A 26104-nucleotide genomic window follows, 5' to 3' on the forward strand; every position below is an offset into this window, starting at 1 on the left:
TCTTAACGTTGACCCAAAGCGACCGAGACCATGACAGCGGACAACGCTATTTTCATTCCGCCCTACAAGGCAGACGACCAGGATGTGGTCGTCGAACTGCACAACCGTTTTGGCGCCGAAGCATTCGTCGCCCAGGAAACCCGCACCGGCATGCCCGTGCTGTGGGTCAAGCGCGAGCAGCTCAAGGAAGTGCTCAGCTTCCTGCGCGGCGTGGCCAAGCCGTACAGCATGCTGTACGACCTGCATGGCGTCGACGAACGCCTGCGTACCCAGCGCCGCGGCCTGCCAGCCGCCGACTTCAGCGTGTTCTACCACCTGTTGTCGATCGAGCGTAACAGCGATGTGATGATCAAGGTGGCGCTCAGCGAAGGCGACCTGAACCTGCCGACCGTGACCGGTATCTGGCCGAACGCCAACTGGTACGAGCGCGAAGTCTGGGACATGTTCGGCATCGACTTTGCCGGCCACCCGCACCTCAGCCGCATCATGATGCCGCCCACCTGGGAAGGCCACCCGCTGCGCAAGGACTACCCGGCCCGCGCCACCGAGTTCGATCCCTACAGCCTGACCCTGGCCAAGCAGCAGCTTGAAGAGGAATCGGCACGCTTCAACCCGGAAGCCTGGGGCATGAAGCGCCAGGGCGCCAACGAGGACTACATGTTCCTCAACCTCGGCCCCAACCACCCTTCGGCGCACGGTGCCTTCCGTATCGTCCTGCAGCTGGACGGTGAAGAAATCGTCGACTGCGTACCGGACATCGGCTACCACCACCGTGGCGCCGAGAAAATGGCCGAGCGCCAGTCCTGGCACAGCTTCATCCCCTACACCGACCGTATCGACTACCTCGGCGGGGTGATGAACAACCTGCCGTACGTGCTCGCGGTCGAGAAGCTGGCCGGCATCAAGGTGCCACAGAAGGTCGACACCATCCGCGTGATGCTGGCCGAGTTCTTCCGTATCACCAGCCACCTGCTGTTCCTGGGTACCTATATCCAGGACGTCGGCGCCATGACCCCGGTGTTCTTCACCTTCACCGACCGCCAGCGCGCCTACACCGTGATCGAGGCGATCACCGGTTTCCGCCTGCACCCGGCCTGGTACCGCATCGGTGGCGTCGCCCACGACCTGCCGCGCGGCTGGGACAAGCTGGTCAAGGACTTCGTCGAATGGCTGCCGAAACGCCTCGACGAGTACGAAAAGGCTGCCCTGCAGAACAGCATCCTCAAGGGCCGTACCATCGGCGTTGCCGCGTACAACACCAAGGAAGCCCTGGCCTGGGGTACTACCGGTGCCGGCCTGCGTGCCACCGGCTGCAACTTCGACCTGCGTAAAGCCCGCCCCTACTCCGGCTACGAGAACTTCGAGTTCGAAGTACCGCTGGCCCACAACGGCGATGCCTACGATCGCTGCATGGTCCGCGTCGAGGAGATGCGCCAGAGTATCCGCATCATCGACCAGTGCCTGCGCAACATGCCGGAAGGCCCGTACAAGGCGGACCACCCGCTGACCACGCCGCCGCCGAAAGAGCGCACCCTGCAGCACATCGAGACCCTCATCACGCACTTCCTGCAAGTCTCGTGGGGCCCGGTCATGCCGGCCAACGAGTCGTTCCAGATGATCGAGGCGACCAAGGGCATCAACAGTTACTACCTGACGAGCGATGGCGGCACCATGAGCTACCGCACCCGGATCCGTACCCCGAGCTACCCGCACCTGCAGCAGATCCCTTCGGTGATCAAAGGCAGCATGGTCGCCGACCTCATTGCGTACCTGGGCAGTATCGACTTCGTTATGGCTGACGTGGACCGCTAAGCATGAACAGCACGCTTATCCAGACAGACCGTTTCGCCCTGAGCGAAACCGAGCGCTCGGCCATCGAGCACGAAATGCATCACTACGAGGACCCGCGCGCGGCGTCCATCGAAGCCCTGAAGATCGTCCAGAAGGAGCGTGGCTGGGTACCGGACGGTGCCATCCACGCCATCGGCGAAGTACTGGGCATCCCGGCCAGCGACGTCGAGGGTGTGGCCACCTTCTACAGCCAGATCTTCCGTCAGCCGGTCGGCCGCCACATCATCCGCGTGTGCGACAGCATGGTCTGCTACATCGGCGGCCATGAGTCGGTGGTCAGCCAGATCCAGAGCGAGCTGGGCATCGGCCTCGGCCAAACCACCGCCGACGGTCGCTTCACCCTGCTGCCGGTGTGCTGCCTGGGCAACTGCGACAAGGCCCCGGCGCTGATGATCGACGACGACACCTTCGGTGACGTGCAGCCGGCTGGCGTTTCCAAACTGCTGGAGGGTTACGTATGACCATTACTTCCTTCGGCCCGGCCAACCGCATCGCGCGCACGGCCGAAACCCACCCACTGACCTGGCGCCTGCGTGACGACGGCGAGCCGGTCTGGCTGGCCGAGTACGAGTCGAAGAACGGCTACGCCGCGGCGCGCAAGGCGCTGGCGCAGATGTCGGCCGACGACATCGTGCAGAGCGTCAAGGACTCCGGCCTCAAGGGCCGTGGTGGTGCAGGCTTCCCCACTGGGGTGAAGTGGGGCCTGATGCCCAAAGACGAATCCATGAACATCCGCTACCTGCTGTGCAACGCGGACGAAATGGAGCCGAACACCTGGAAGGACCGCATGCTGATGGAGCAACAGCCCCATCTGCTGGTCGAGGGCATGCTGATCAGCGCCCGCGCCCTGAAGGCTTACCGTGGCTACATCTTCCTGCGCGGCGAATACACCACCGCCGCCAAGCACCTCAACCGCGCCATCGAGGAAGCCAAGGCCGCCGGCCTGCTGGGCAAGAACATCCTCGGCAGCGGCTTCGATTTCGAGCTGTTCGTGCACACCGGTGCCGGCCGCTACATCTGCGGTGAAGAAACCGCGCTGATCAACTCGCTGGAAGGCCGCCGCGCCAACCCGCGCTCGAAGCCGCCCTTCCCTGCCGCCGTGGGCGTGTGGGGCAAGCCGACCTGCGTCAACAACGTCGAAACCCTGTGCAACGTGCCGGCCATCGTCGCCAACGGCAACGACTGGTACAAGTCGCTGGCCCGCGAAGGCAGCGAAGACCACGGCACCAAGCTGATGGGCTTCTCCGGCAAGGTGAAGAACCCGGGCCTGTGGGAACTGCCGTTCGGCGTCACCGCCCGCGAGCTGTTCGAAGACTACGCCGGCGGCATGCGCGACGGTTTCAAGCTCAAGTGCTGGCAGCCAGGCGGTGCCGGTACCGGCTTCCTGCTGCCCGAGCACCTCGACGCGCAGATGTACGCCGGTGGCATCGCCAAGGTCGGCACCCGCATGGGTACCGGCCTGGCAATGGCGGTGGACGACAGCATCAACATGGTTTCGCTGCTGCGCAACATGGAAGAGTTCTTCGCCCGCGAGTCGTGCGGCTGGTGCACGCCCTGCCGTGACGGCCTGCCGTGGAGCGTGAAGATGCTGCGCGCGCTGGAAAAAGGCCAGGGCCGCGCCGAAGACATCGAGACGCTGCTGGGCCTGGTCAACTTCCTCGGCCCAGGCCGCACCTTCTGTGCTCACGCACCGGGTGCCGTCGAGCCGTTGGGCAGTGCCATCAAATACTTCCGCTCCGAGTTCGAGGCCGGGGTCGCGCCAGCATCTGCTGGTGACACCCTGCGCCCCAATTTGGCGAAGCCGATCGTGGTCGGCGCATAACAAGATGATTGCGGCGGGTGGTCCGTGCCACCCGCCAGCTTGCCGACAGGCCCGATTCATTCGTGGCGTGTCGCAAGCTCACCGATTTCCATTAGCCACGCCCGCTCACGCGGGCCAACGAAGAACTTTGAACAATGGCCACTATCCACGTAGACGGCAAAGCGCTCGAAGTCAACGGTGCAGACAACCTGTTACAGGCCTGTCTGTCGCTCGGCCTCGACATCCCTTATTTCTGCTGGCACCCGGCGCTCGGTAGCGTTGGCGCCTGCCGGCAATGCGCGGTCAAGCAGTACACCGACGAGAACGACACCCGTGGTCGTATCGTCATGTCCTGCATGACCCCTGCCTCCGACGGCACCTGGATCTCCATCGACGATGAAGAGTCCAAGGCGTTCCGCGCCAGCGTCGTCGAGTGGCTGATGACCAACCACCCGCACGACTGCCCGGTGTGCGAGGAAGGCGGTCACTGCCACCTGCAGGACATGACGGTAATGACCGGCCACAACGAGCGCCGCTACCGTTTCACCAAGCGTACCCACCAGAACCAGGACCTCGGCCCGTTCATCGCCCATGAGATGAACCGCTGCATCGCCTGCTACCGCTGCGTGCGCTACTACAAGGACTATGCCGGTGGTACCGACCTGGGCGTATACGGCGCCCACGACAACGTGTACTTCGGCCGCGTCGAAGACGGCGTGCTGGAAAGCGAATTCTCCGGCAACCTGACCGAGGTCTGCCCGACCGGCGTGTTCACCGACAAGACCCACTCCGAGCGCTACAACCGCAAGTGGGACATGCAGTTCGCCCCGAGCATCTGCCACGGCTGCTCCAGCGGCTGCAACATCAGCCCGGGCGAGCGCTACGGCGAACTGCGCCGGGTGGAAAACCGCTTCAACGGTTCGGTCAACCAGTACTTCCTGTGCGACCGTGGCCGCTTCGGCTACGGCTACGTCAACCGCAAGGATCGCCCACGCCAGCCGCAACTGGCCGACGGCACCAAGCTGAGCCTGGACGCTGCCCTGGACAAGGCCGCCGACCTGCTGCGCGGGCGTACCATCGTCGGTATCGGCTCGCCGCGCGCCAGCCTGGAAAGCAACTACGGCCTGCGTGAGCTGGTTGGCGCCGAGTACTTCTACTCGGGTATGGAAGCCGGCGAGCTGGCCCGCGTCCGCCTGGCCCTCGACGTGCTGAACAACAGCCCGCTGCCGGTGCCTACCCTGCGCGACATCGAAGACCACGACGCCGTGTTCGTGCTCGGCGAAGACCTGACCCAGACCGCTGCCCGCGTCGCCCTGGCCGTGCGCCAGGCCACCAAGGGCAAGGCCGAGGCCATGGCCGAAGCGATGAAGGTGCAGCCGTGGCTCGACGCGGCGGTGAAGAACATCGGCCAGCACGCGCTGTACCCGCTGTTCATCGCTTCGCTGGCGGAAACCAAGCTGGACGACGTCGCCGAAGAATGCGTGCACGCCGCCCCGGCCGACCTGGCCCGCATCGGTTTCGCCGTGGCCCACGCCATCGACCCGAGCGCGCCTGCCGTTGCCGGCCTGGACGCCGAAGCGCAAGCACTGGCCCAGCGCATCGCCGACGCCCTGGTCGCTGCCCAGCGCCCACTGGTAGTCGCCGGTACCTCGCTGGCCGACCCGGCGCTGATCGAAGCCGCCGCCAACATCGCCAAGGCCCTGAAGCTGCGTGAGAAGAACGGTTCGCTGAGCCTGGTGGTGCCTGAAGCCAACAGCCTGGGCATGGCCATGCTCGGTGGCGAGTCCGTCGACGCTGCGCTGGATGCCGTCATCAGCGGCAAGGCCGACGCCATCGTGGTGCTGGAAAACGACCTGTACGCCCGCGTGCCGGCCGCCAAGGTCGACGCAGCCCTGGCCGCGGCCAAGGTGGTGATCGTTGCCGACCACTCGAAAACCGCAACTGTCGACCGCGCGCACCTGGTGCTGCCGGCTGCCTCGTTCGCCGAAGGCGACGGTACCCTGGTCAGCCAGGAAGGCCGTGCCCAGCGCTTCTTCCAGGTGTTCGACCCGCAGTACCTGGACAGCAGCATCCTGGTTCACGAAGGCTGGCGCTGGATGCACGCCCTGCGCGCCACCCTGCTGAACAAGCCGGTCGACTGGACCCAGCTCGACCACGTCACCAGCGCCTGCGCCGAAGCCGCCCCGCAACTGGCCGGCATCGTCAACGCCGCGCCGTCTGCCGCGTTCCGCATCAAGGGCCTGAAGCTGGCGCGCGAACCGCTGCGCTATTCCGGCCGTACCGCCATGCGCGCCAACATCAGCGTGCACGAGCCACGTACCCCGCAGGACAAGGACACCGCGTTCGCCTTCTCCATGGAAGGCTACTCGGGCTCCGCCGAACCGCGCCAGCAGGTGCCGTTCGCCTGGTCGCCGGGCTGGAACTCGCCGCAGGCCTGGAACAAGTTCCAGGACGAGGTCGGTGGCCACCTGCGCGCCGGTGACCCGGGCGTGCGCCTGATCGAATCGCAAGGCGACCGCCTGAACTGGTTCACCCGCATTCCGGGGGCCTTCAACCCGGCCCGTGGCACCTGGACCGCCGTGCCGTTCTTCCACCTGTTCGGCAGCGAAGAAAGCTCCTCGCGCGCCGCCCCGGTGCAAGAGCGCATCCCGGCTGCCTACGTGGCCCTGGCCAAGTCCGAAGCCGACCGCCTGGGTGTCAACGACGGCGCCCTGCTGAGCCTGACGGTCGGCGGTGTGGCGCTGCGCCTGCCGCTGCGCATCAATGAACAGCTGGGCGCTGGCCTGGTCGCATTGCCGAAAGGCCTGGCCGGCATTCCGCCGGCCATCTTCGGTGCATCCGTCGAAGGTCTGCAGGAGGCAGCACAATGAGCTGGTTCACCCCCGAAGTGATCGATGTGATCCTCTCCGTGCTGCGGGCCATCGTGGTCCTGCTGGCGGTGGTGGTCTGCGGTGCGCTGCTCAGCTTCGTCGAGCGTCGCCTGCTGGGCTGGTGGCAGGACCGTTATGGTCCGAACCGCGTCGGCCCGTTCGGCATGTTCCAGATCGCTGCCGACATGCTGAAGATGTTCTTCAAGGAAGACTGGAACCCACCCTTCGTCGACCGCGTGATCTTCACCCTGGCACCGGTGGTGGCCATGAGCGCCCTGCTGATCGCCTTCGTGGTCATCCCGATCACCCCGACCTGGGGCGTCGCCGACCTGAACATCGGCCTGCTGTTCTTCTTCGCCATGGCCGGCCTGTCGGTGTACGCGGTGCTGTTCGCCGGCTGGTCGTCGAACAACAAGTACGCCCTGCTGGGCAGCTTGCGCGCCTCGGCCCAGACCGTGTCGTACGAAGTGTTCCTGGGCCTGGCGCTGATGGGCGTGGTGGTGCAGGTGGGCTCGTTCAACATGCGCGACATCGTCGACTACCAGGCACAGAACCTGTGGTTCATCATTCCGCAGTTCTTCGGCTTCTGCACCTTCTTCATCGCTGGCGTCGCCGTGACTCACCGTCACCCGTTCGACCAGCCGGAAGCGGAACAGGAACTGGCCGACGGCTACCACATCGAGTATGCCGGCATGAAATGGGGCATGTTCTTCGTCGGTGAGTACATCGGCATCATCCTCATCTCGGCGCTGCTGGTGACCCTGTTCTTCGGCGGCTGGCACGGCCCGTTCGGCATCCTGCCGCAGCTGTCGTTCCTGTGGTTCGCGCTGAAGACCGCGTTCTTCATCATGCTGTTCATCCTGCTGCGCGCCTCGATCCCGCGCCCACGCTATGACCAGGTGATGGACTTCAGCTGGAAGTTCTGCCTGCCGCTGACCCTGATCAATTTGCTGGTGACCGCTGCGCTCGTGCTCTACAACGCGCCAGCCGTCGCGGCCCAGTGAGGATTTGACCCATGTTCAAGTATATCGGCGACATCGTTAAGGGCACCGGCACCCAGCTGCGCAGCCTGGCCATGGTGTTCTCCCACGGGTTCCGCAAGCGCGATACCCTGCAGTACCCCGAAGAACCCGTGTACCTGCCGCCGCGCTACCGCGGCCGCATCGTCCTCACCCGCGACCCCGATGGCGAGGAGCGCTGCGTGGCGTGCAACCTCTGCGCGGTGGCCTGCCCGGTCGGCTGCATCTCGCTGCAGAAGGCCGAGACCGAGGACGGCCGCTGGTACCCGGAGTTCTTCCGCATCAACTTCTCGCGCTGCATCTTCTGCGGCCTGTGTGAAGAAGCGTGCCCGACCACCGCGATCCAGCTGACTCCGGATTTCGAAATGGCCGAGTTCAAGCGTCAGGACCTGGTGTACGAGAAAGAAGATCTGCTGATCTCCGGCCCCGGCAAGAACCCTGACTACAACTTCTACCGTGTTGCGGGTATGGCGATCGCTGGCAAGCCGAAAGGCGCTGCGCAGAACGAAGCCGAGCCGATCAACGTGAAGAGCTTGCTCCCATAAGGACAGAAAGATGGAATTCGCTTTCTACTTCGCATCCGGGATCGCCGTGCTCTCCACCCTTCGGGTGGTGACCGGTACCAACCCCGTGCACGCCTTGCTTTACCTGATCATTTCGCTGATTTCCGTGGCCATGATCTTCTTCGCCCTGGGTGCGCCGTTCGCCGGCGCCCTGGAAGTGATCGCCTACGCCGGCGCCATCATGGTGCTGTTCGTGTTCGTGGTGATGATGCTCAACCTCGGGCCGGCTTCGGTCGCCCAGGAACGCGGCTGGCTCAAGCCCGGCATCTGGGCCGGGCCGGTGATCCTCGCCGCCCTGCTGCTGCTGGAGCTGCTGTACGTGCTGTTCGTCGCCCCGAGCGGCGCCGCCATCAGCGGTACCACCGTGGGCCCGAAAGCCGTGGGCATCAGCCTGTTCGGCCCGTACCTGCTGGTGGTCGAACTGGCGTCGATGCTGCTGCTGGCGGCAGCCGTCACCGCCTTCCACCTGGGCCGCAACGAGGCGAAGGAGTAAATCATGGGTGCTATCCCTCTCGAGCATGGTCTGGCGGTCGCCGGCATCCTGTTCTGCTTAGGTCTGGTTGGCCTGATGGTCCGCCGCAACATCCTCTTCGTGCTCATGAGCCTGGAAGTCATGATGAACGCCTCTGCGCTGGCGTTCATCGTCGCCGGTGCCCGTTGGGTCCAGCCCGACGGCCAGGTGATGTTCATTCTGGTGATCAGCCTGGCAGCCGCCGAGGCCAGTATTGGCCTGGCCATCCTGCTGCAGCTGTATCGCCGCTTCCACACTCTCGACATCGATGCTGCCAGTGAGATGCGCGGATGAACCTTCTCTTCCTGACTTTCGTCTTCCCCCTCCTCGGCTTCCTGCTGCTGTCGTTCTCGCGCGGGCGCTTCTCGGAGAACCTGTCGGCCCTGATCGGCGTCGGCTCGGTGGGCCTGTCGGCCGCCGTGGCTGCCTACGTCATCTGGCAATTCAACGTCGCCCCGCCGGAAGGCGGCGCGTACAGCCAGCTGCTGTGGCAGTGGATGTCGGTGGACGGCTTCGCGCCGAGCTTCACCCTGTACCTGGACGGCCTGTCGGTGACCATGCTCGGCGTGGTCACCGGTGTCGGCTTCCTGATCCACCTGTTCGCGTCCTGGTACATGCGTGGCGAAGCCGGTTACTCGCGCTTCTTCTCGTACACCAACCTGTTCATCGCCAGCATGCTGTTCCTGGTGCTGGGCGATAACCTGCTGTTCATCTACTTCGGCTGGGAAGGCGTGGGCCTGTGCTCGTACCTGTTGATCGGTTTCTACTACAGCAACCGCAACAACGGTAACGCGGCACTCAAGGCGTTCATCGTCACCCGCATCGGCGACGTGTTCATGGCCATCGGCCTGTTCATCCTGTTCGCCCAGCTGGGTACCCTGAACGTGCAGCAGCTGCTGGTGCTGGCACCGCAGAAGTTCCAGGCTGGCGACACCTGGATGGTCCTGGCCACGCTGATGCTGCTGGGTGGTGCGGTCGGTAAATCGGCGCAGCTGCCCCTGCAGACCTGGCTGGCCGACGCGATGGCCGGCCCGACTCCGGTCTCGGCACTGATCCACGCGGCAACCATGGTGACCGCGGGCGTGTACCTGATCGCCCGTACCAACGGCCTGTTCCTGCTGGCCCCGGACATCCTGCACCTGGTCGGCGTGGTCGGTGGCGTGACCCTGGTACTGGCCGGCTTCGCCGCGCTGGTGCAGACCGACATCAAGCGTATCCTCGCCTACTCGACCATGAGCCAGATCGGCTACATGTTCCTCGCCCTGGGCGTGGGTGCCTGGGACGCGGCGATCTTCCACCTGATGACCCACGCGTTCTTCAAGGCCCTGCTGTTCCTGGCTTCCGGTGCGGTGATCGTTGCCTGCCACCACGAGCAGGATATCTTCAAGATGGGCGGCCTGTGGAAGAAACTGCCGCTGGCCTACGCCAGCTTCGTGGTCGGTGGCGCTGCCCTGGCCGCCCTGCCGATCGTCACCGTGGGCTTCTACTCCAAGGACGAGATCCTCTGGGAAGCCTTCGCCAGTGGCAATACCGGCCTGCTGTATGCCGGCCTGGTCGGCGCGTTCATGACCTCGCTGTACACCTTCCGCCTGATCTTCATCGCCTTCCACGGCGAAGCCAAGACCGAAGCCCACGCGGGCCACGGCATCAGCCACTGGCTGCCGCTGGGCGTGCTGATCGTGCTGTCGACCTTCGTCGGCGCCTGGATCACCCCGCCGCTGGCAGGCGTGCTGCCGGAAAGCGCCGGCCACGCCGGTGGCGAAGCCAAGCACGCGCTGGAGATCACCTCGGGTGCCATCGCCATCGCCGGTATCCTGCTGTCGGCCCTGCTGTTCCTGGGCAAGCGCCGCTTCGTCAGCGCCGTGGCCAACAGTGGCATCGGCCGTGTCCTGTCGGCCTGGTGGTTCGCTGCCTGGGGCTTCGACTGGATCTACGACAAGCTCTTCGTCAAACCGTACCTGCTGATCAGCCATATCCTGCGCAAGGACCCGGTTGACCGCACCATCGGCCTGATTCCTCGGATGGCGCGTGGCGGCCACGTTGCCATGAGCAAGACCGAGACTGGCCAGCTGCGCTGGTACACCGCCTCTATCGCCGTGGGTGCCGTGCTGGTGCTCGGTGCCGTGGTAGTGGCTGCGGTATGACTATGAATCTTGCGACTTTGCCAAAGGAAACCAACCCGTCATGATTTTGCCTTGGCTGATCCTGATCCCCTTCATCGGCGGCTTCCTGTGCTGGCTGGGTGAGCGCTTCGGCGCCACCCTGCCACGCTGGATCGCGCTGCTGACCATGTCCCTGCTGCTCGGCATCGGCCTGTGGCTGTGGGCCAACGGCGACTACACCCTCGCCCCTGCTCCGGGCGCCGAGCCGGCCTGGGCCCTGGAATACAAAGTCCAGTGGATCCAGCGCTTCGGCATCAGCATCCACCTGGCCCTCGACGGCCTGTCGCTGCTGATGATCCTGCTCACCGGCCTGCTCGGTGTGCTGTCGGTACTGTGCTCCTGGAAAGAAATCCAGCGCCACGTCGGCTTCTTCCACCTCAACCTGATGTGGATCCTCGGCGGCGTGGTCGGTGTGTTCCTGGCCCTGGACCTGTTCCTGTTCTTCTTCTTCTGGGAAATGATGCTGGTGCCGATGTACTTCCTCATCGCGCTCTGGGGTCACAGCTCGGCAGACGGCAAGAAGACCCGGATCTACGCGGCGACCAAGTTCTTCATCTTCACCCAGGCCAGCGGCCTGATCATGCTGGTGGCGATCCTTGGCCTGGTGCTGGTCAACTACACCAACACCGGGGTGATCACCTTCAACTACAGCGACCTGCTGAAAGCCGAACTGCCAGCCGGTACCGAGTACCTGCTGATGCTGGGCTTCTTCATCGCCTTCGCGGTGAAACTGCCGGTGGTGCCGTTCCACTCCTGGCTGCCTGACGCCCACGCCCAGGCGCCGACCGCAGGTTCGGTGGACCTCGCCGGTATCTTGCTGAAGACCGCGGCCTACGGCCTGCTGCGCTTCGCCCTGCCGCTGTTCCCGAATGCCTCGGCCGAGTTCGCGCCAATCGCCATGACCCTGGGCCTGATCGGTATCTTCTACGGTGCCTTCCTGGCCTTCGCGCAAACCGACATCAAGCGCCTGGTGGCCTTCTCCAGCGTCTCGCACATGGGCTTCGTGCTGATCGGTATCTACTCCGGCAGCCAGCAGGCCCTGCAAGGCGCGGTAATCCAGATGCTGGCCCACGGCCTGTCGGCTGCCGCGCTGTTCATCCTGGCCGGCCAGCTGTACGAGCGCCTGCACACCCGTGACATGCGCGAAATGGGCGGCCTGTGGCACCGCATCGCCTACCTGCCGGCCATCAGCCTGTTCTTCGCCGCCGCCTCCCTGGGCCTGCCCGGCACCGGCAACTTCGTCGGCGAGTTCCTGATCCTGATCGGCAGCTTCGCCAGCGTGCCGTGGATCACCGTGATCGCCACCACTGGCCTGGTGTTCGGTTCGGTGTACTCGCTGATCATGATCCACCGCGCCTACTTCGGCCCGGCCAAGGCCGACAGCGTGCTGGCCGGCATGGACGGTCGCGAGCTGATCATGGTCCTGGGTCTGGCTGTACTGCTGATCCTGCTGGGCGTGTATCCGCAGCCGTTCCTCGACACCTCTGCCGCCACCATGAGTGGTGTGCAGCAGTGGCTCGGTTCCGCTTTCACTCAACTCGCTTCGGCCCGGTAAGAGCGCTATGGAATTCACCACTCAACACTTCATCGCATTGGCGCCGATGCTGATCACCACCATCACCACGGTGGTGGTGATGCTGGCGATCGCCTGGAAGCGCAACCACTCGCAGACCTTCCTGCTGTCCACCGTGGGCCTCAACCTGGCCCTGCTGTCGATCCTGCCGGCGCTGAAGGTCGCGCCGCTGGCGGTCACCTCGCTGGTGACCATCGACAAGTTCGCCTGCCTGTACATGGCGATCATGCTGGTGGCGACGCTGGCTTGCGTCACCCTCGCCCACGCCTACCTCGGCGAAGGCTCCAAGGGCTTCCCGGGCAACCGTGAAGAACTCTACCTGCTGCTGCTGATGTCGGCCCTCGGCGGCCTGGTGCTGGTCAGCGCCAACCACCTGGCCGGGCTGTTCATCGGCCTGGAGCTGCTGTCGGTACCGGTCTACGGCCTGGTGGCGTATGCCTTCTTCAACAAGCGCTCGCTCGAGGCCGGCATCAAGTACATGGTGCTGTCGGCTGCCGGCTCGGCGTTCCTGCTGTTCGGCATGGCCCTGCTGTACGCCGACGCCGGCAGCCTGAGCTTCGACCAGATCGGCAAGGCCCTGGCTGCCACCAGCATGCCAAGCCTGCTGGCCCAGCTGGGCCTGGCCATGATGCTGGTCGGCCTGGCCTTCAAGCTGTCGCTGGTACCGTTCCACCTGTGGACCCCGGACGTCTACGAAGGCGCCCCGGCGCCAGTCGCCGCGTTCCTGGCCACCGCCAGCAAGGTAGCGGTGTTCGCCGTGGTGGTACGCCTGTTCATGCTCTCCCCTGCTGCCAGCAGCGGCGTGCTGAGCACCGTGCTGGCGGTGATTGCCGTGGCTTCGATCCTGATCGGTAACCTGCTGGCACTGACCCAGAGCAACCTCAAGCGCCTGCTCGGTTACTCGTCCATCGCCCACTTCGGCTACCTGGTCATCGCCCTGGTTGCCAGCAAGGGCCTGGCCCTGGAAGCCATGGGCGTGTACCTGGTCACCTACGTGATCACCAGCCTCGGCGCATTCGGTGTCATCACCCTGATGTCGTCGCCCTACGGCGGCCGTGACGCCGATGCGCTGTACGAGTACCGCGGCCTGTTCTGGCGCCGCCCGTACCTGACGGCGGTGCTCACCGTGATGATGCTGTCGCTGGCCGGTATCCCGCTGACCGCAGGCTTCATCGGCAAGTTCTACATCATCGCCACCGGCGTCGAGTCGCACCTGTGGTGGCTGGTCGGTGCGTTGGTGATCGGTAGCGCCATCGGCGTCTACTACTACCTGCGCGTCATGGTCACCCTGTACCTGGTCGAGCCGAACCTGCGTCGCCACGACGCCCCGCTGAAGTGGGAACAGCGCACTGGTGGCGTGATGCTGCTGGCCATCGCCATTCTCGCCTTCGTGCTTGGCGTGTACCCGCAACCGCTGCTGGAAATGGTCCAGCAGGCGGGCCTGCAACTGATCGGCTGATCGCCCCGGTAAAACAAGACACCCCGCTTATGCGGGGTGTTTTTTTATCTGCCTTGTTTTCGCTGCAGGTGGTTTCATCGCGTCCAGTGGCAGCTCATTCATCAGCGCCTCCCTGGGTTGCCGTCGGCAATGCCGCCCTGCGCAACTCACCGTTGGCCGAAGGCAGGTAAACTTCCGGGTTGGGCATCCCGCTGGGTGAGAGCTCATGGGTCATTTCGAATTCGGCACGCACTGACCAGCCGCACGCCTCGGTTGTGCATTGCAAATAGGCAATGCGCAGGAAAATATGGCGCCCTTCGCTGGTGCGTATGCGCATCCGGCTGTGGCAATGCGGGCAAACCAGCTTGTAAGTACTCACGGCAAGTACCTGCAAGCATGTTTCGACGCCAGGCTCTCTAAGAATAATCGTTCAGCTGTGTCAGTATTGGCTGCAAACTTGAAATTATTCTTCAGTTCGATGTTTCTCATTGCAGAAATGCTCCTTAAAACGCAGGGCTGTATTCATAACGAGTAGTTTAAGCCCATGGAATATCATTAAACCAGTCATGGATATCTGTTATGAGTACTCATGTACTTGCTGCAGTGCTCACCCGCCTCAAGCTTCTGACCGGCGCCAAGACCGATGCCGAGCTGTCGCGCAAGCTGTCGATCAGCCCGCAAACCCTGAGCAGCTGGAAGGTGCGCGACAGCATTCCCTATTCGCTGTGCGTAGACCTGGCCCGGCAACATGGTTGCTCGCTGGACTGGCTGCTGCTGGGCGAAGCCGCCCCCATCACCTCAGCCTTGGATGACGCCGACTGGGAGCACGACATGCTCACGCGGCTGCGCACGCTAGCGCCAGCTGATCGCCAGGCCATCCTGCTGCTGATCAAGGACAAGCAACGCATCCAGCAACTGGAACAGCAATTGAATGCGCTGGCCGGATCCGCCACCGGCTAGCCCCGGTTCCGCCAGCGCTGGATGAGCTCGCGCGGGTCTAGTGTATCCAGCCAGACCATGACCTTGAGGCTGATCGGGATCACCACCACCGCAGCCACGAATGCCGCCATGCCACGTGTCAACAAGGGCGTCAATGACGACACCAGCGGCTCGAACAAATGGCCCACCCCGACGGTGACGAACACCAGCAGCAGCTTCTGCCCCAGTTTCAGGCGCCTGGCGGTATTGGTGATCAAGCGGTCACGCGCCGCGCTCACCAGCAGTGCGCCGAGCAGTGCTGCGAACAGCACATCGCCATCCATTTCCAGCAATGCCACAAGCGCGGCGCACGGCGTGTCGAACAACTCGGCTTCAGGCATGGTTGCGCCCTCGACATACAGTGGGCAAGCACGCCGTCGATCCCAGGTTGTAGCGGACCGCAGCCTCGATAAAGCGCAAGTAGCACACCCGCAATGCGCGCCCCTGGTCATGCCTGGCGACGTCCTCGAGGCGCTTGTAACCTCGCCTGCGCAGCACCGCTCGCCAATGGGCGAACTCGCGTGCCGCGTCGATGACCGCACAGCGGGCGGCCACTTCCAGCGCGGTTTCGCTGACCGACGCCTGCAGCAGCAGCCGCTCGCGCAGCCTGCCGAGGTCTATGCGGGGCCAGAACGGGTCATGGCTGTCGGCAAAACGTGGAAACAGAGAATCGCTGCCCATGGTCGCCCCTCACTGCCCGGCCAACATGCCGTAGCGAATGGCCTTGATCACTGCTGCCACCCGCGTGGGCACATCGAACTTGCGCAGGATGTTCGACACGTGGAAGTTCACCGTCGATTCCTTGCACGCCAGGATCTGGCCGATTTCCCAGGAACTCTTGCCGTAGGCGCACCACAACAGGACTTGCTGTTCACGTGGCGTCAGGCGAACCGGGGCGTCCGCCAGGGGGTGCTGCGAATGTCGTGCGTGGTCATTCATGGTTGAACTCCGCAGGTGATTGAGAGAGGCATCGTTGCCGGTCTGCGGCCACCTTACGAAGCGCCTGCCGTACGGCTCCACCACTGCGGCTTGTAGCGAACTTTCGTACAAACCACCTGACGAAACCTGTGGCAAATTTGCCGCGTTTCTTAGTGCTCCAAGGGTGATTTCGCTCGTCTCAACGCCGTTGTCATTTGCCCTGTCACCTGGAGTCGTACCATGCGTTGCGTTTTGCCCCTATCGTCCTGCCTCGGCCTGCTGGCTGCCTTGGCTGCCAACCAGCCTGCGGCAGCCTCCTCGGTCGAACTGGACCAGGTGCTGATCACTGACGAGGAGCAGAATGACCTGAGCGCAGCCAGCGAACGCCTGCGCGAGGTGCCAGGGGCCAGTAACCTGGTGGACATGCAGCGGGCCGGACAGGGCCGGCTCGCCAGCAACCAGGACGTGCTGGCCTACCAGCCGGGGGTATTCGCCCAATCGGCGGGCAACGATGGCATCAAGTTGTCGATCCGCGGCTCGGGCATCAACCGCGCCCCAGGGGCCCATGGCTCCGGGGTGTACACGATGTTCGACGGCCTGCCCCTGACCGGCCCGGGCGGTACCCCCTACGAACTGTTCGAGCCGCTGTGGCTGAGCCGTGCCGAAGTGCTGCGCGGCGCCAATGGCTTCGACCACGGCGCGCTGGCCCTGGGCGGAGCGCTCAACTACATCACCCACACCGGCTACGACGCCGCGCCACTGCAGGTGCGCTACGAAGTCGGCAGCCGTGGCTACCAGCACCGCCAGGTCAGTTCGGGCCAGGTACTGGGCAATCTCGACTATTACCTGGCCCTGACCGATTCCGAATATGACGGCTACCAGGCGCACAGCAGCGGCAGTGCGAAGGGCGTTACCGCCAACGTTGGCTACCGTTTCAACCCTGACCTGGAAACCCGCTTCTACCTGCGCTACCGGGAAACCGAGAACCAACTGCCCGGGCGCCTGACCAAGGAGCAGATCAAGCACCACCCGCGCGCTGCAAACCCGAACTACCTGGCCCGCGATGACAGCCGCCCCCAACCGGGCAGCACCTGGCTGGGCAACAAGACCACCTTCTACCTCGACGACGATGCACGCCTGGAAGCCGGCCTGGTCTACCACGACTACCCGATGGACCTGCGCGAAGGCCCGATGCGCCTGAAGGTGGCCTACACCGATGTCAGCGGCACCCTGAATTACTTCCGCCGCGACACACTGTTCGGCCATGACAGCAAGACTACCGTTGGCTGGCGCACCACCAAGCACCTGCCCAACAGCGGCGCCTCGCAGTTCGCGCGCACTGGCGATGTGTTCGGTGCACGCAGCCGAGACTTCACCTACCAGGGTTCGGACACCGTGGTGCATTTCGGCAACGACCTGGAGCTGGTCCCGGACCTGTGGTTGACCAGCGGCCTGGCGATGATCTATACCCGTCGCGAAAGTGATGTCACCTACCACCCTGCCGGGGGTGGCAAAGTGAGCCAGCATGACTGGGACTACGCCCCACGCCTGGGGCTGCGCTACGACATCCGCCCGGACCTGCAGGTGTACGGCAACCTGAGCCGCTCGGTCGAACCGCCGCATCCCTGGGCCCTGATCTGGAGCGCGCCGACAGCCAACCAGCCGATCGAAATGCAGAACCAGACCGCCACCACCCTGGAACTGGGTGCGCGCGGCGATGCGGCAATAGGCCATTGGGACCTGGCCTGGTACTACGCGCAGGTCCGCCATGAACTGCTCGCCGTGGAAATCATGCAAGGCGCCCCGGCCAAGGAGTTCAACGCCAGTGCCACCGTGCACCAGGGGCTGGAAGCCGGCCTCGACAGCACGCTGTGGGAACGCGCCGGGACTGGCAGGCTCAGCTTGCGCCAGGCCTACACGTTCAGTGACTTCCACTACCGCGACGACGACCAGTTCGGCGACAACCGCCTGCCCGGCATCCCGATGCACTACTATCAGGCCGAGCTGCGCTATGACTGGCCAAGTGGCTTCTACGCGGGGGTGAATACGCAAATGGCGTCGAAGGTGCAGGTGGACTACGCCAACAGCTTCCACGCCGACGCCTATGCGTTGCTCGGCACGCGCCTTGGCTGGAATTCACCGAAACAGGACTGGCAGACCTGGCTAGACCTGCGCAACCTGACCAACCAACGCTATGCGGCAACGGTGACTCCCGGCTACAACGATGCAGGCAAGGATGCTGCCCGCTCGACACCGGGCGAAGGGTTTGCAGTGTATGCCGGGGTTTCCTACAGCTTCCGCTGAAGCGCCGTTGTAGGAGCGGCCTTGCGTCGCGAAAGGGCTGCGCAGCAGCCCCGCCAATTCACGTTGCGCTGCTGAAAGTCTGGGGCTGCTGCGCAGCCCGTTCGCGACGCAAGGCCGCTCCTACAACGATCATGCGCTCAGCGCTGATGGCTGAAGGCAGGTCAAACCGCCCTGTTCAACTTCACCCACGAAGCAAACTTGTCGATGAAACCCTGCAGGAACGGCCGAGTCTTGTCGTTGAGCTTGCCGGCATCGTCGAACAGGCTCGCCGCCCCGCCAATGTAGGCTTCGGGCATCTGCATGCAAGGCATGTCCAGGAAAACCAGCGACTGGCGCACGGCATGGTTCGCGCCAAAGCCGCCAATGGCCCCCGGCGACACACTGACCACCGCCGTCGGTTTGCCACTCCAGGCACTTTGCCCGTAGGGCCGCGAACCGACATCGATGGCGTTCTTCAGGCACCCCGGCACCGAACGGTTGTATTCCGGGGTGACGAACAGCACCGCATCGCTGCGGCGGATCTCATCGCGAAAACGCTTCCACGATGGCGGCGGCGCATCGGTCTCGACATCCTCGTTGTACAACGGCAAGTCACCGATCTCGACGATCTTCAGCGCCAGGCTGGACGGCGCCAGCTCCGAGAGTGCGCGGGCAACCTTGCGGTTGTAGGAGTCCTTGCGCAAGCTACCGACGACGACTGCTACCGAATACACCTGGGTCATGGCAATTTCCAACCTTTGCTGGGAAAGAGGACGTTGTAGTTATAGATGACCGTTGTTCGCCACTTTGGTTTTTTTTGCCCAGGACGAAAACTTCCAGCGCGGTTCCACGGTCTATCCGTTCAGACATTCCCTACGCAATTCAGAGGTTTTCACCCAAATGGCAGCAGTAATGGTCGGCCAATTCCACGCCCGTGACGCCGAAGGCCGCATCTACCCCGTGCACGAGTTCCAGGAGTCGACCCTGCAAGTGGACGGCAGCACGCTGGGCGCGCCCATCACCACCTACCGCCTGGCCATCGGCGACAAGGTCAACCACCTGGGTGAAAACCGCTTCGAACTGGCCCGCAGCGGCGTCGAGATCATTCGCATTCCTTGATGCAGTCCACCGTGTAGCGGCCACCTTCGTTCTGCAGGCCGTGCACGTCGGCGACAAAGCCAGGGAAGCCCTGGTTGAACGCCCGGGCAAAGGCCAGGTAGTCGAGTATCGAGCGGGTCGCTTCAGTGAACCGTTCCCCTGGCATGATCAAAGGAATGCCCGGCGGGTACGGCACCAGCATCACCGCCGCCACCCGCCCCGACAGCGCCTCGATCGGCACCGCCTCCACTTCGCCACGCACCATCAGGTCATAGGCCCGGGCCGGGCTCACGGCCACCTCCGGCAAGCGGGTGAACAACCGCTTCAGTTGCTTGGCCGTGGCATTGGTGCGGTAGCAGCCATGCAACTGGTCGCATAGCTCGCGCAACCCCATGCCCTGGTAGCGCGACGCATCGGCCGCCACCACGCTGGGCAGGCAGCTGCCAAGCAGCGTATTGCCATCATAGTGGCGCTTGAACTCCAGCAATTCGGTAAGCAAGGTGCTCCACTTGCCTTTGGTGATGCCCATGGAAAACAGCACCAGGAAGCTGTACAAGCCGGTCTTCTCCACCACCAGCCCGCGTTCCCAGAGAAACTTGCTGACCACTGCCGCCGGGATGCCATGTTCGCCCAACGCACCGCCCGCACTCAGGCCAGGCATCACCAGCGTCACTTTCAGCGGGTCGAGCAGCACATAGTCATCGGTCACTTCGGCAAACCCATGCCACTCCGCGCCCGGCTGCAGTAGCCAGTCCTGCGCGGCCAGGTGGTGGATGCCTTCGGCGCCTGGCGGCTGCCAGATGCTGAACCACCAGTCGTCTGCGGCAATGTGCTCGCGCAAATTGGCCAGGGCGCGGCGAAAGCTTAGGGCCTCGTCGAACATCTCCTGCAACAGCGAATGCCCGGCCGGGCCCTCCATCATGCTCGAGGCGACATCCAGCGAGGCAAGGATGCTGTACTGCGGCGAGGTGGAAATATGCATCATGAACGCTTCGTTGAAGCGGTCACGGTCCAGCTGGCGCCTGGCGCCGTCCTGCACGTGAATCATCGAGGCCTGGCTGAACGCGGCCAGCAGCTTGTGGGTGGAATGGGTGCTGAACACCAGCGGGCTGTCTGCGCCGCAGGCCGTGCCCATGGCATAGCGCCCGGTGAAGAAGCCGTGGAACGCCGCGTAGGCGAACCAGGCCTCGTCGAAGTGCAACACCTCGACACTGGCACCCAAGGTCTGCTTGATCAGCCCGGCGTGATAGCACAGGCCGTCGTAGGTGGAGTTGGTCACCACCGCCAGCTTGATGCGCTGCCCGCGGTCGCGCGCGAGCGGGTTGGCCTGTATCTTCGCCTGGATCGACGCGGGGCTGAACTCACTGAGCGGGATCGGCCCGATGATCCCCAGTTCGTTACGCTCGGGGCACAGGTACAGCGGGATCGCGCCAGTCATGATGATCGCATGCACCACCGACTTGTGGCAGTTGCGATCCACCAGCACCAGGTCGTCACGGCCAACCATGGCGTGCCAGACGATCTTGTTGGCGGTGGAGGTGCCATTGATCACGAAGAAGGTGTGGTCGGCGCCGAAGTTGCGCGCCGCCCTCGCCTCGGCTGCGGCCAGGGGGCCGGTGTGGTCGAGCAGCGAGCCCAGTTCGGGCACCGAAACCGACAGGTCCGAGCGCAGGGTGTTTTCCCCGAAGAACTGGTGGAAGGCCTGGCCTACCGGGCTTTTACGGTAGGCCACACCGCCACCGTGGCCCGGCGTGTGCCAGGAATAGTTGGATTGCGCGGTGTGCTGCACCAGGGCCTTGAAGAACGGCGGCAGCAGGCCATCGAGGTAAGTGTGCGCCGCACGGGCGACCTGGCGCGCAAGAAACGGCACGGTGTCTTCGAACAGGTAGAGGATGCCACGCAGCTGGTTGAGCTCGCTCATGGCTTCGGCGGGAGCATTTTCCAGGGTGACCTGCTCGCCGAGGGCGAAGATCGGCAGGTTGGGTGCCCGCAGGCGAGCCAGGCGGATCAGCTCGGCCATGTTCTGCAGCAGGTGGGTATTCTCGGCGACGCCTTCGGCGGCGATCAGCATGCAGGCCAGGCCGTGGTGGGTGGTGGCCACCAGGCGCGCTTCGGCGTGGTCGGCCGCCTTGATGATGGTGAAGCGGTCCTGGCTCAGCTCCTCGGCGATACCGCGCACACGCTCGCCGGCGACGCTGTCGGCCTTGATGGCACGATGGACGATGAGGATGGGGAACTTGAGGTCCTTGTACATCAGGTGGCTACCTCCGAAGGACATGGCGTCCCAATGAGGTTAGCTGTCGGAGCGGCCTTGTGTCGCGAAAGGGCCGCAAAGCGGCCCCGGGCTTCGGTTTGAATGCAAAAACTGGTGGGGCCGCGTTGCGCCCCTTCGCGACACAAGGCCGCTCCTACAGCGACCGCATCGCCCACCAGCAGGCTATCAACCGGCTGGCGTCTCGGTTAGAACCTGCCACATCGAGGGCCCACCGGCCGACTTGGCAATCGCCGCCAGGCGCTCGGCATGCGCTTCCAGTTCCTCGGCAGTGGCCAGGATCACCCGCCCCGGCGCACGCCCGACAATCCGGCGGATCTCGCTGCCGCCCGCGGCCTGCCCGTCACCCTCGGCGTCAGCGCCGTGGCCCGCCAGCGACAGGCTGGTCTGGCCACCGGTCATTGCCAGGTAGACGTCAGCCAGCAGTTCCGAGTCGAGCAGTGCGCCGTGCAGCTCACGGCCCGAGTTGTCGATGTCGTAGCGTTTGCACAGGGCATCGAGGCTGTTGCGCTGCCCCGGGTGGCGCGCGCGCGCCAGCAGCAGGGTGTCCAGCACGGTGCAGTGCTGGGAAATGTCTGCGCGGTCGTGCTGGCCGAGCAGGGCGAACTCGTTGTTGATGAAGCCAACGTCGAACGCCGCGTTGTGGATGACCAGCGTGGCGCCCTGGATGAATTCGAAAAATTCCTCGGCGACATCGGCAAAGCGTGGCTTGCCGACCAGGAAGGCATCGGTGATGCCGTGGACGTTGATGGCGCCCTCGTCGCTCTCGCGGTCCGGCTGCAGGTAGACGTGGAAGTGCCGCCCGGTCAGGCGCCGACCGATCACCTCGACACAGCCGATCTCGATGATCCGGTGGCCTTCGCTGACCGGCATACCCGTGGTTTCGGTATCGAGAATGACAAACCGCTTATCTTGCTGCTGCTCCACGCAGGGCGCTCCAACTTGCATCAGTTACAAAGGCGACGATTGTACCCCAGCTCAGCGCTGCGCGCGCACCTCATCGACCCCGCGGTTGGCCAGCTGGTCGGCGCGTTCGTTGCCGGGGTGGCCGATATGCCCACGCACCCATTTCCAGGTCACCTTGTGGCGGTTGACCTGTTCATCCAGCAACTGCCACAGGTCGGCGTTCTTAACCGGTTCCTTGCTGGCGGTCTTCCAGCCGCGCTTCTTCCAGTTGACCATCCATTCGTTGATGCCTTTCATCACGTACTGCGAGTCGGTGGTCAGCACCACCTCGCATTCGCGCTTGAGCGCCATCAGCCCCTGGATCGCCGCCATCAGTTCCATGCGGTTGTTGGTGGTTTCGCGTTCGCCGCCCCACAGTTCCTTCTCGACGCCCTTGTAGATCATCAGGACCCCCCAACCGCCCGGGCCAGGGTTGCCCTTGCAGGCACCATCGGTAAACATCTCGACGCTTTCGCTCATGTACCACTCATGTTCAGTGCTTTTCAGTGTCCGGATTGACCGCCGTGCGGTTGACCTTGGCCAGCGGCAGCGGCAGCAGCTTGCCCATCGGTTCGCGACGCTCCGGGCGCAGCGGCCGCAGGCCTACCACCATCTTGCGCGCCACCAGCAGGTAGACGCCGCCACCGGAACCCTGCCAGCCCCCGGCCAGGCGTTCCCAGCCGGCCAGGCGCTGCTGCCAGGCCGTGGCGGCAAGCGGCGGACGATAGCACCCGAAGCGGCGTTTCTCCAGCGCGAAGCCCAGCAGGTTGAGCCAGTCACCCACCCGTGAAGGCGAGATGCAGCGGGCCTTGCGCAAGGCGCCATGGCTGAACAGATGGCGCACGCCCCAGCTGCTCCATGGGTTGATGCCGACGATCAGCAAGTGCCCGCCAGGGCGCACCGCGCTGGCGGCCTCGCGCAGCAGGCCGTGGGGCGACAGGCTGAAATCCAGGCCATGCTGCAGCACCACCACGTCGGCGGCGTGCTCGCTCAGCGGCCAGGCCTGTTCTTCACAGACGATTTCCACCCCTGGCAGCGGCGCCCCCAGGCGCACGTTGCGCTGCACCTGCGGGGCGCTGGGTGGCGGCTCGGCGCACGGCCCGTAATGCACAAGATAACCACCGAAGAAGCGCCCGAGCTCTTCTTCCAGCAGTTTTTCCTCTTCCTTGAGCATCAGTTGGCCGAGTGGGCCGTTGAACCACTCACGGGCCAGGCTGATCAGCTTGACCCAGTCCGGGTCGGCCTGGGCAAAGGCTTGGTCGGTCATTGCGCTCTCCCTCGAAGGTTCTCGCACCGCGCCATCGCGGCTAAGATGCCCTCATGTGCCACGCTAGGCGAATCGGATCCGCACCATGATACAGATCGATGCTCTCCCCGCTTTCTCCGACAACTACATCTGGTTGTTACAGGATACTGCCAAACGCCGCTGCGCGGTGGTCGATCCGGGAGATGCCGGCCCAGTGGAAGGCTGGTTGTCGGCGCACCCGGGCTGGGTGCTGAGCGACATCCTCGTCACCCACCATCACCATGACCACGTCGGCGGCGTGGAACGGCTCAAGCAACTGACCGGGGCGCGGGTGTGCGGCCCGGCCCGGGAACGCATTCCCTGCCGTGACCTGGCGCTAGACGACGGCGACCAGCTGACCGTGCTGGACGTGACCTTCCAGGTGCTGGCCGTGCCCGGCCACACCCTCGGCCATATCGCCTTCTTCAGCGACCAGCCGGCAACCCCCGTGCTGTTCAGTGGCGACACCCTGTTCGCCGCCGGTTGCGGACGCATGTTCGAAGGCACCCCCGAGCAGATGCAGCCGGCCCTGGCCCGTCTGGCGGCGCTGCCTGAGCACACCGAGGTGTACTGCGCCCATGAATACACCTTGAGCAACCTGCGCTTCGCCAAGGCGGTGGAACCCAGCAACCCGCATGTTCTACAGCGGATCGCTGACGTTACCCGCTTGCGTGCCGACAATCGCATCAGCTTGCCATCAACGATCGGCCTGGAACGCCTGACCAACCCCTTCCTGCGCACCTCTGAAACATTAGTTAAACAAAAAGCAGACGAATGGAAGGGACATTCAAACCCCTCGCATGTCGCTGTTTTTGCTGCCTTGAGGTCTTGGAAGGACGCCTTCTGATAACCCCAAGATATATCGCAAGCGAGGCTCAACGGTTGACCCGGCCCGGAGCGGTTTCTAGAATCGCCGAAATTTTTCGCCCGGAAACCTGTGTCAGCCGATGTCTTCACGTAGCCGCAGAACCTCTCATTCCGTCGCCCTGACGCGCCTGGCCCAAATCAGTGCGCTGGCCCTGGCCGCCACCCTGGTGGGCTGCCAGAGCACCCGTCAGCTCGACGAATCCGATAGCGTTCGCGCGCACAACTACCAGGCACGGATCAAGCACAAGCCGTCCCCGTTGCAGGTCAAGCCGGCCGAGCAGCCGCCACAGGACGTGTGGGAACGCATGCGCCAGGGTTTTGCCCTGCAGGACAACATCGACGTCAACCCGCGCATCGAACAGCAGCGCCTGTGGTTCGCCAGCAACCCGAGCTTCATCGAAACCGCCGGCGAGCGCGGCAGCCTCTACCTGCACTACATTGTCGAGCGCCTTGAAGAGCGCGACATGCCGCTGGAACTGGCCCTGCTGCCAGCCATCGAAAGCGCCTACAACCCGATGGCCTACTCGCGCGCCCACGCTGCGGGCATGTGGCAGTTCATCCCGTCCACCGGTCGTCACTTCAACCTGCGCCAGACCAACTTCTACGATGGCCGTCGCGACGTGACCGCCTCGACCAACGCCGCGCTGGACTACCTCAGCCGCCTGCACGACATGTTCAACGGTGACTGGCTGCTGGCCCTGGCTGCCTACAACGCCGGCGAAGGCACGGTCAGCCGCGCCATCGAACGCAACGAACGGCTCGGCCTGCCGACCGACTACTGGAACCTGCCGCTGCCCCAGGAAACCCGCGACTACGTGCCCAAGCTGCTGGCCTTGTCGCAGGTGGTGCTGACGCCGGAAGCCTATGGCGTGAACCTCAACCCGATCGCCAACGAACCCTACTTCGAGGCGGTGGCCATCAACGACCGCCTCGACCTGTCGCGTGTGGCCGCCTTCGCCAACATCGACGAGGACGAGCTGATCCAGCTCAACCCGGCGTACAAGAAACGCATGACCGTGGACGGCCCGCAGCAACTGCTGGTGCCGACGGCAAAAGCGCAGCTGCTGAGCGACAGCCTGTCCAACCTCAAGCCCGAGCAACTGGTCAGCCTGCAGCCGAACCAGGCCGTGTTCGCCCGTGCCGTGGCCGAGGCCCAGGCACCGGTGGCGGCGCGCAGCTACCGGGTCAAGCGCGGCGACAACCTGGGCAGCATTGCCAAGGCCAACCGCGTTTCGGTCAAGGACATCAAGCGCTGGAACCGGCTCTCTGGCAACAGCGTACGCGCTGGCCAGGTGCTGGCCCTGCGCGGGGGCAATGCGCCAAGCGCGGCTGCCAACCGGGTAGCAGCATCCGGCAAGCGTTCCACCCAGTACAAGGTGCGCAAGGGCGACTCGCTGTACCTGGTGGCCAAGCGCTTCAACGTCGAAATGCAGCACCTCAAGCGCTGGAACCCGCGTAGCGGTCACGCCCTGAAGCCAGGCCAGACCCTGACCGTCTACCTCTCGCATTGACCTCGATGGAAACGGCGCAGTCCTTGTAGGAGCGGCTTCAGCCGCGATCACCGGCACAGCCGGTGCCAGCCTCCGCGTCGCCTGCTTCGCGGATAAATCCACTCCTACAGTTGGCGCTATCCCTGTAAGAGCGGCCTTGTGTCGCGACAGGGCTGCGCA

25 protein-coding genes are annotated in these 26104 nt (G+C 64.3%); 16 read left to right on the plus strand and 9 right to left on the minus strand.

The window, feature by feature from the left end:
- The first annotated feature begins 30 nt into the window (after window positions 1-30).
- From nuoC to nuoN, 11 genes are all read left to right on the plus strand, one after another.
- Window positions 31-1812 (plus strand): NADH-quinone oxidoreductase subunit C/D, encoded by a 1782-nt coding sequence (gene nuoC / locus ACJA3S_RS16740; protein ID WP_406819347.1) that lies wholly within the window; start codon window positions 31-33, stop codon window positions 1810-1812.
- 2 nt (window positions 1813-1814) lie between these two features.
- The gene (nuoE, locus tag ACJA3S_RS16745; RefSeq protein ID WP_003251433.1) at window positions 1815-2312 is read left to right on the plus strand and encodes an NADH-quinone oxidoreductase subunit NuoE; all 498 of its coding nucleotides are present in this window, start codon (window positions 1815-1817) and stop codon (window positions 2310-2312) included.
- Window positions 2309-3673, plus strand: a complete 1365-nt coding sequence (nuoF, locus tag ACJA3S_RS16750) for an NADH-quinone oxidoreductase subunit NuoF (protein ID WP_406819348.1) — start codon at window positions 2309-2311, stop codon at window positions 3671-3673. The genes nuoE and nuoF overlap by 4 nt, the downstream gene beginning before the upstream one ends.
- A 134-nt stretch (window positions 3674-3807) precedes the next feature.
- Entirely contained in the window at window positions 3808-6522 is a 2715-nt protein-coding gene (gene nuoG / locus ACJA3S_RS16755; RefSeq protein WP_406819349.1) for an NADH-quinone oxidoreductase subunit NuoG, read from the plus strand.
- Window positions 6519-7526, plus strand: a complete 1008-nt coding sequence (gene nuoH / locus ACJA3S_RS16760; RefSeq protein ID WP_186674746.1) for an NADH-quinone oxidoreductase subunit NuoH — start codon at window positions 6519-6521, stop codon at window positions 7524-7526. Before nuoG ends, nuoH begins: the two co-directional genes overlap by 4 nt.
- Window positions 7527-7537: 11 nt before the next feature.
- Window positions 7538-8086: an NADH-quinone oxidoreductase subunit NuoI gene (nuoI, locus tag ACJA3S_RS16765; protein ID WP_016488223.1), complete on the plus strand. Its 549-nt coding sequence runs from the start codon at window positions 7538-7540 to the stop codon at window positions 8084-8086.
- Between the two features lie 10 nt (window positions 8087-8096).
- The gene (gene nuoJ, locus ACJA3S_RS16770; RefSeq protein WP_170030742.1) at window positions 8097-8597 is read left to right on the plus strand and encodes an NADH-quinone oxidoreductase subunit J; all 501 of its coding nucleotides are present in this window, start codon (window positions 8097-8099) and stop codon (window positions 8595-8597) included.
- Between the two features lie 3 nt (window positions 8598-8600).
- On the plus strand, window positions 8601-8909 hold the full coding sequence (gene nuoK, locus ACJA3S_RS16775; RefSeq protein WP_008096201.1) for an NADH-quinone oxidoreductase subunit NuoK: 309 nt from the start codon (window positions 8601-8603) through the stop codon (window positions 8907-8909).
- Window positions 8906-10759: an NADH-quinone oxidoreductase subunit L gene (nuoL, locus tag ACJA3S_RS16780; protein ID WP_289133343.1), complete on the plus strand. Its 1854-nt coding sequence runs from the start codon at window positions 8906-8908 to the stop codon at window positions 10757-10759. The genes nuoK and nuoL overlap by 4 nt, the downstream gene beginning before the upstream one ends.
- Before the next feature lie 40 nt (window positions 10760-10799).
- Window positions 10800-12332 (plus strand): NADH-quinone oxidoreductase subunit M, encoded by a 1533-nt coding sequence (gene nuoM / locus ACJA3S_RS16785; RefSeq protein WP_170030746.1) that lies wholly within the window; start codon window positions 10800-10802, stop codon window positions 12330-12332.
- Window positions 12333-12339: 7 nt separating this feature from the next.
- Window positions 12340-13809, plus strand: a complete 1470-nt coding sequence (gene nuoN / locus ACJA3S_RS16790) for an NADH-quinone oxidoreductase subunit NuoN (protein ID WP_170030748.1) — start codon at window positions 12340-12342, stop codon at window positions 13807-13809.
- Between the two features lie 94 nt (window positions 13810-13903).
- On the opposite strand, the gene ACJA3S_RS16795 is transcribed toward nuoN, so the two are convergent.
- Window positions 13904-14167 (minus strand): ogr/Delta-like zinc finger family protein, encoded by a 264-nt coding sequence (locus tag ACJA3S_RS16795; RefSeq protein WP_406819350.1) that lies wholly within the window; start codon window positions 14165-14167, stop codon window positions 13904-13906.
- A gap of 200 nt (window positions 14168-14367) precedes the next feature.
- Between ACJA3S_RS16795 and ACJA3S_RS16800 the strand changes: the two genes are divergently transcribed.
- A complete protein-coding gene (locus tag ACJA3S_RS16800; protein ID WP_406819351.1) occupies window positions 14368-14748 on the plus strand; it encodes a helix-turn-helix domain-containing protein in 381 nt (126 codons plus the stop codon).
- On the opposite strand, the gene ACJA3S_RS16805 is transcribed toward ACJA3S_RS16800, so the two are convergent.
- From ACJA3S_RS16805 to ACJA3S_RS16815, 3 genes are read right to left on the minus strand one after another with little or no spacing between them, the layout of a single operon-like run.
- Window positions 14745-15107 (minus strand): hypothetical protein, encoded by a 363-nt coding sequence (locus ACJA3S_RS16805; protein ID WP_170030754.1) that lies wholly within the window; start codon window positions 15105-15107, stop codon window positions 14745-14747. The genes ACJA3S_RS16800 and ACJA3S_RS16805 overlap by 4 nt on opposite strands.
- Window positions 15100-15447: a head completion/stabilization protein gene (locus tag ACJA3S_RS16810; RefSeq protein WP_406819352.1), complete on the minus strand. Its 348-nt coding sequence runs from the start codon at window positions 15445-15447 to the stop codon at window positions 15100-15102. Before ACJA3S_RS16810 ends, ACJA3S_RS16805 begins: the two co-directional genes overlap by 8 nt.
- Window positions 15448-15456: 9 nt before the next feature.
- Window positions 15457-15705 carry a helix-turn-helix transcriptional regulator gene (locus ACJA3S_RS16815; RefSeq protein ID WP_170030758.1) on the minus strand — a complete coding sequence of 83 codons (249 nt, stop codon included), beginning with the start codon at window positions 15703-15705 and terminating at the stop codon, window positions 15457-15459.
- A gap of 219 nt (window positions 15706-15924) precedes the next feature.
- Between ACJA3S_RS16815 and ACJA3S_RS16820 the strand changes: the two genes are divergently transcribed.
- Window positions 15925-17988: a TonB-dependent receptor family protein gene (locus ACJA3S_RS16820; RefSeq protein WP_406819353.1), complete on the plus strand. Its 2064-nt coding sequence runs from the start codon at window positions 15925-15927 to the stop codon at window positions 17986-17988.
- Window positions 17989-18149: 161 nt separating this feature from the next.
- Here the strand turns inward: ACJA3S_RS16820 and ACJA3S_RS16825 are convergent, their stop codons facing one another.
- A complete protein-coding gene (locus ACJA3S_RS16825) occupies window positions 18150-18710 on the minus strand; it encodes an NADPH-dependent FMN reductase (RefSeq protein ID WP_406819354.1) in 561 nt (186 codons plus the stop codon).
- 157 nt (window positions 18711-18867) lie between these two features.
- Here ACJA3S_RS16825 and ACJA3S_RS16830 point away from each other — a divergent pair, with 157 nt between their 5' ends.
- Window positions 18868-19086: a hypothetical protein gene (locus ACJA3S_RS16830; RefSeq protein ID WP_186674756.1), complete on the plus strand. Its 219-nt coding sequence runs from the start codon at window positions 18868-18870 to the stop codon at window positions 19084-19086.
- Here ACJA3S_RS16830 and ACJA3S_RS16835 read toward each other — a convergent pair.
- The 4 genes from ACJA3S_RS16835 to ACJA3S_RS16850 all read right to left on the minus strand — a co-directional run bounded on the left by ACJA3S_RS16835 (window position 19070) and on the right by ACJA3S_RS16850 (window position 23549).
- Window positions 19070-21319, minus strand: coding sequence for an Orn/Lys/Arg decarboxylase N-terminal domain-containing protein (locus tag ACJA3S_RS16835; RefSeq protein ID WP_406822266.1), 2250 nt, complete (start codon window positions 21317-21319; stop codon window positions 19070-19072). The genes ACJA3S_RS16830 and ACJA3S_RS16835 overlap by 17 nt on opposite strands.
- A 186-nt stretch (window positions 21320-21505) precedes the next feature.
- A complete protein-coding gene (dnaQ, locus tag ACJA3S_RS16840) occupies window positions 21506-22264 on the minus strand; it encodes a DNA polymerase III subunit epsilon (RefSeq protein WP_406819355.1) in 759 nt (252 codons plus the stop codon).
- Between the two features lie 51 nt (window positions 22265-22315).
- Window positions 22316-22762: a ribonuclease HI gene (rnhA, locus tag ACJA3S_RS16845; protein ID WP_289133353.1), complete on the minus strand. Its 447-nt coding sequence runs from the start codon at window positions 22760-22762 to the stop codon at window positions 22316-22318.
- Between the two features lie 13 nt (window positions 22763-22775).
- Window positions 22776-23549 carry a class I SAM-dependent methyltransferase gene (locus ACJA3S_RS16850; protein WP_406819356.1) on the minus strand — a complete coding sequence of 258 codons (774 nt, stop codon included), beginning with the start codon at window positions 23547-23549 and terminating at the stop codon, window positions 22776-22778.
- An 85-nt stretch (window positions 23550-23634) separates the two neighbouring features.
- Between ACJA3S_RS16850 and gloB the strand changes: the two genes are divergently transcribed.
- On the plus strand, window positions 23635-24414 hold the full coding sequence (gloB, locus tag ACJA3S_RS16855; protein WP_406819357.1) for a hydroxyacylglutathione hydrolase: 780 nt from the start codon (window positions 23635-23637) through the stop codon (window positions 24412-24414).
- A gap of 100 nt (window positions 24415-24514) precedes the next feature.
- Window positions 24515-25945 (plus strand): lytic transglycosylase domain-containing protein, encoded by a 1431-nt coding sequence (locus tag ACJA3S_RS16860; RefSeq protein ID WP_186686768.1) that lies wholly within the window; start codon window positions 24515-24517, stop codon window positions 25943-25945.
- The last annotated feature ends 159 nt before the right edge of the window (window positions 25946-26104 follow it).

It is taken from the genome of Pseudomonas sp. KnCO4 (genome assembly GCF_045344305.1).
In the GTDB taxonomy this organism is placed as follows: Bacteria; Pseudomonadota; Gammaproteobacteria; order Pseudomonadales; family Pseudomonadaceae; genus Aquipseudomonas; species Aquipseudomonas anuradhapurensis.

Coding starts and splice junctions, on each gene's coding strand:
- ACJA3S_RS16800 (WP_406819351.1), top strand. CDS start 14,368: ATGAGTACTCATGTACTTGCTGCAGTGCTCACCCGCCTCAAGCTTCTG.
- nuoN (WP_170030748.1), top strand. CDS start 12,340: ATGGAATTCACCACTCAACACTTCATCGCATTGGCGCCGATGCTGATC.
- nuoJ (WP_170030742.1), top strand. CDS start 8,097: ATGGAATTCGCTTTCTACTTCGCATCCGGGATCGCCGTGCTCTCCACC.
- ACJA3S_RS16860 (WP_186686768.1), top strand. CDS start 24,515: ATGTCTTCACGTAGCCGCAGAACCTCTCATTCCGTCGCCCTGACGCGC.
- nuoF (WP_406819348.1), top strand. CDS start 2,309: ATGACCATTACTTCCTTCGGCCCGGCCAACCGCATCGCGCGCACGGCC.
- nuoH (WP_186674746.1), top strand. CDS start 6,519: ATGAGCTGGTTCACCCCCGAAGTGATCGATGTGATCCTCTCCGTGCTG.
- rnhA (WP_289133353.1), bottom strand. CDS start 22,762: ATGAGCGAAAGCGTCGAGATGTTTACCGATGGTGCCTGCAAGGGCAAC.
- nuoL (WP_289133343.1), top strand. CDS start 8,906: ATGAACCTTCTCTTCCTGACTTTCGTCTTCCCCCTCCTCGGCTTCCTG.
- ACJA3S_RS16850 (WP_406819356.1), bottom strand. CDS start 23,549: ATGACCGACCAAGCCTTTGCCCAGGCCGACCCGGACTGGGTCAAGCTG.
- ACJA3S_RS16810 (WP_406819352.1), bottom strand. CDS start 15,447: ATGGGCAGCGATTCTCTGTTTCCACGTTTTGCCGACAGCCATGACCCG.
- ACJA3S_RS16805 (WP_170030754.1), bottom strand. CDS start 15,107: ATGCCTGAAGCCGAGTTGTTCGACACGCCGTGCGCCGCGCTTGTGGCA.
- gloB (WP_406819357.1), top strand. CDS start 23,635: ATGATACAGATCGATGCTCTCCCCGCTTTCTCCGACAACTACATCTGG.
- ACJA3S_RS16835 (WP_406822266.1), bottom strand. CDS start 21,319: ATGTACAAGGACCTCAAGTTCCCCATCCTCATCGTCCATCGTGCCATC.
- ACJA3S_RS16825 (WP_406819354.1), bottom strand. CDS start 18,710: ATGACCCAGGTGTATTCGGTAGCAGTCGTCGTCGGTAGCTTGCGCAAG.
- ACJA3S_RS16815 (WP_170030758.1), bottom strand. CDS start 15,705: ATGAATGACCACGCACGACATTCGCAGCACCCCCTGGCGGACGCCCCG.
- nuoE (WP_003251433.1), top strand. CDS start 1,815: ATGAACAGCACGCTTATCCAGACAGACCGTTTCGCCCTGAGCGAAACC.
- nuoG (WP_406819349.1), top strand. CDS start 3,808: ATGGCCACTATCCACGTAGACGGCAAAGCGCTCGAAGTCAACGGTGCA.
- nuoK (WP_008096201.1), top strand. CDS start 8,601: ATGGGTGCTATCCCTCTCGAGCATGGTCTGGCGGTCGCCGGCATCCTG.
- ACJA3S_RS16820 (WP_406819353.1), top strand. CDS start 15,925: ATGCGTTGCGTTTTGCCCCTATCGTCCTGCCTCGGCCTGCTGGCTGCC.
- nuoM (WP_170030746.1), top strand. CDS start 10,800: ATGATTTTGCCTTGGCTGATCCTGATCCCCTTCATCGGCGGCTTCCTG.
- nuoI (WP_016488223.1), top strand. CDS start 7,538: ATGTTCAAGTATATCGGCGACATCGTTAAGGGCACCGGCACCCAGCTG.
- ACJA3S_RS16830 (WP_186674756.1), top strand. CDS start 18,868: ATGGCAGCAGTAATGGTCGGCCAATTCCACGCCCGTGACGCCGAAGGC.
- nuoC (WP_406819347.1), top strand. CDS start 31: ATGACAGCGGACAACGCTATTTTCATTCCGCCCTACAAGGCAGACGAC.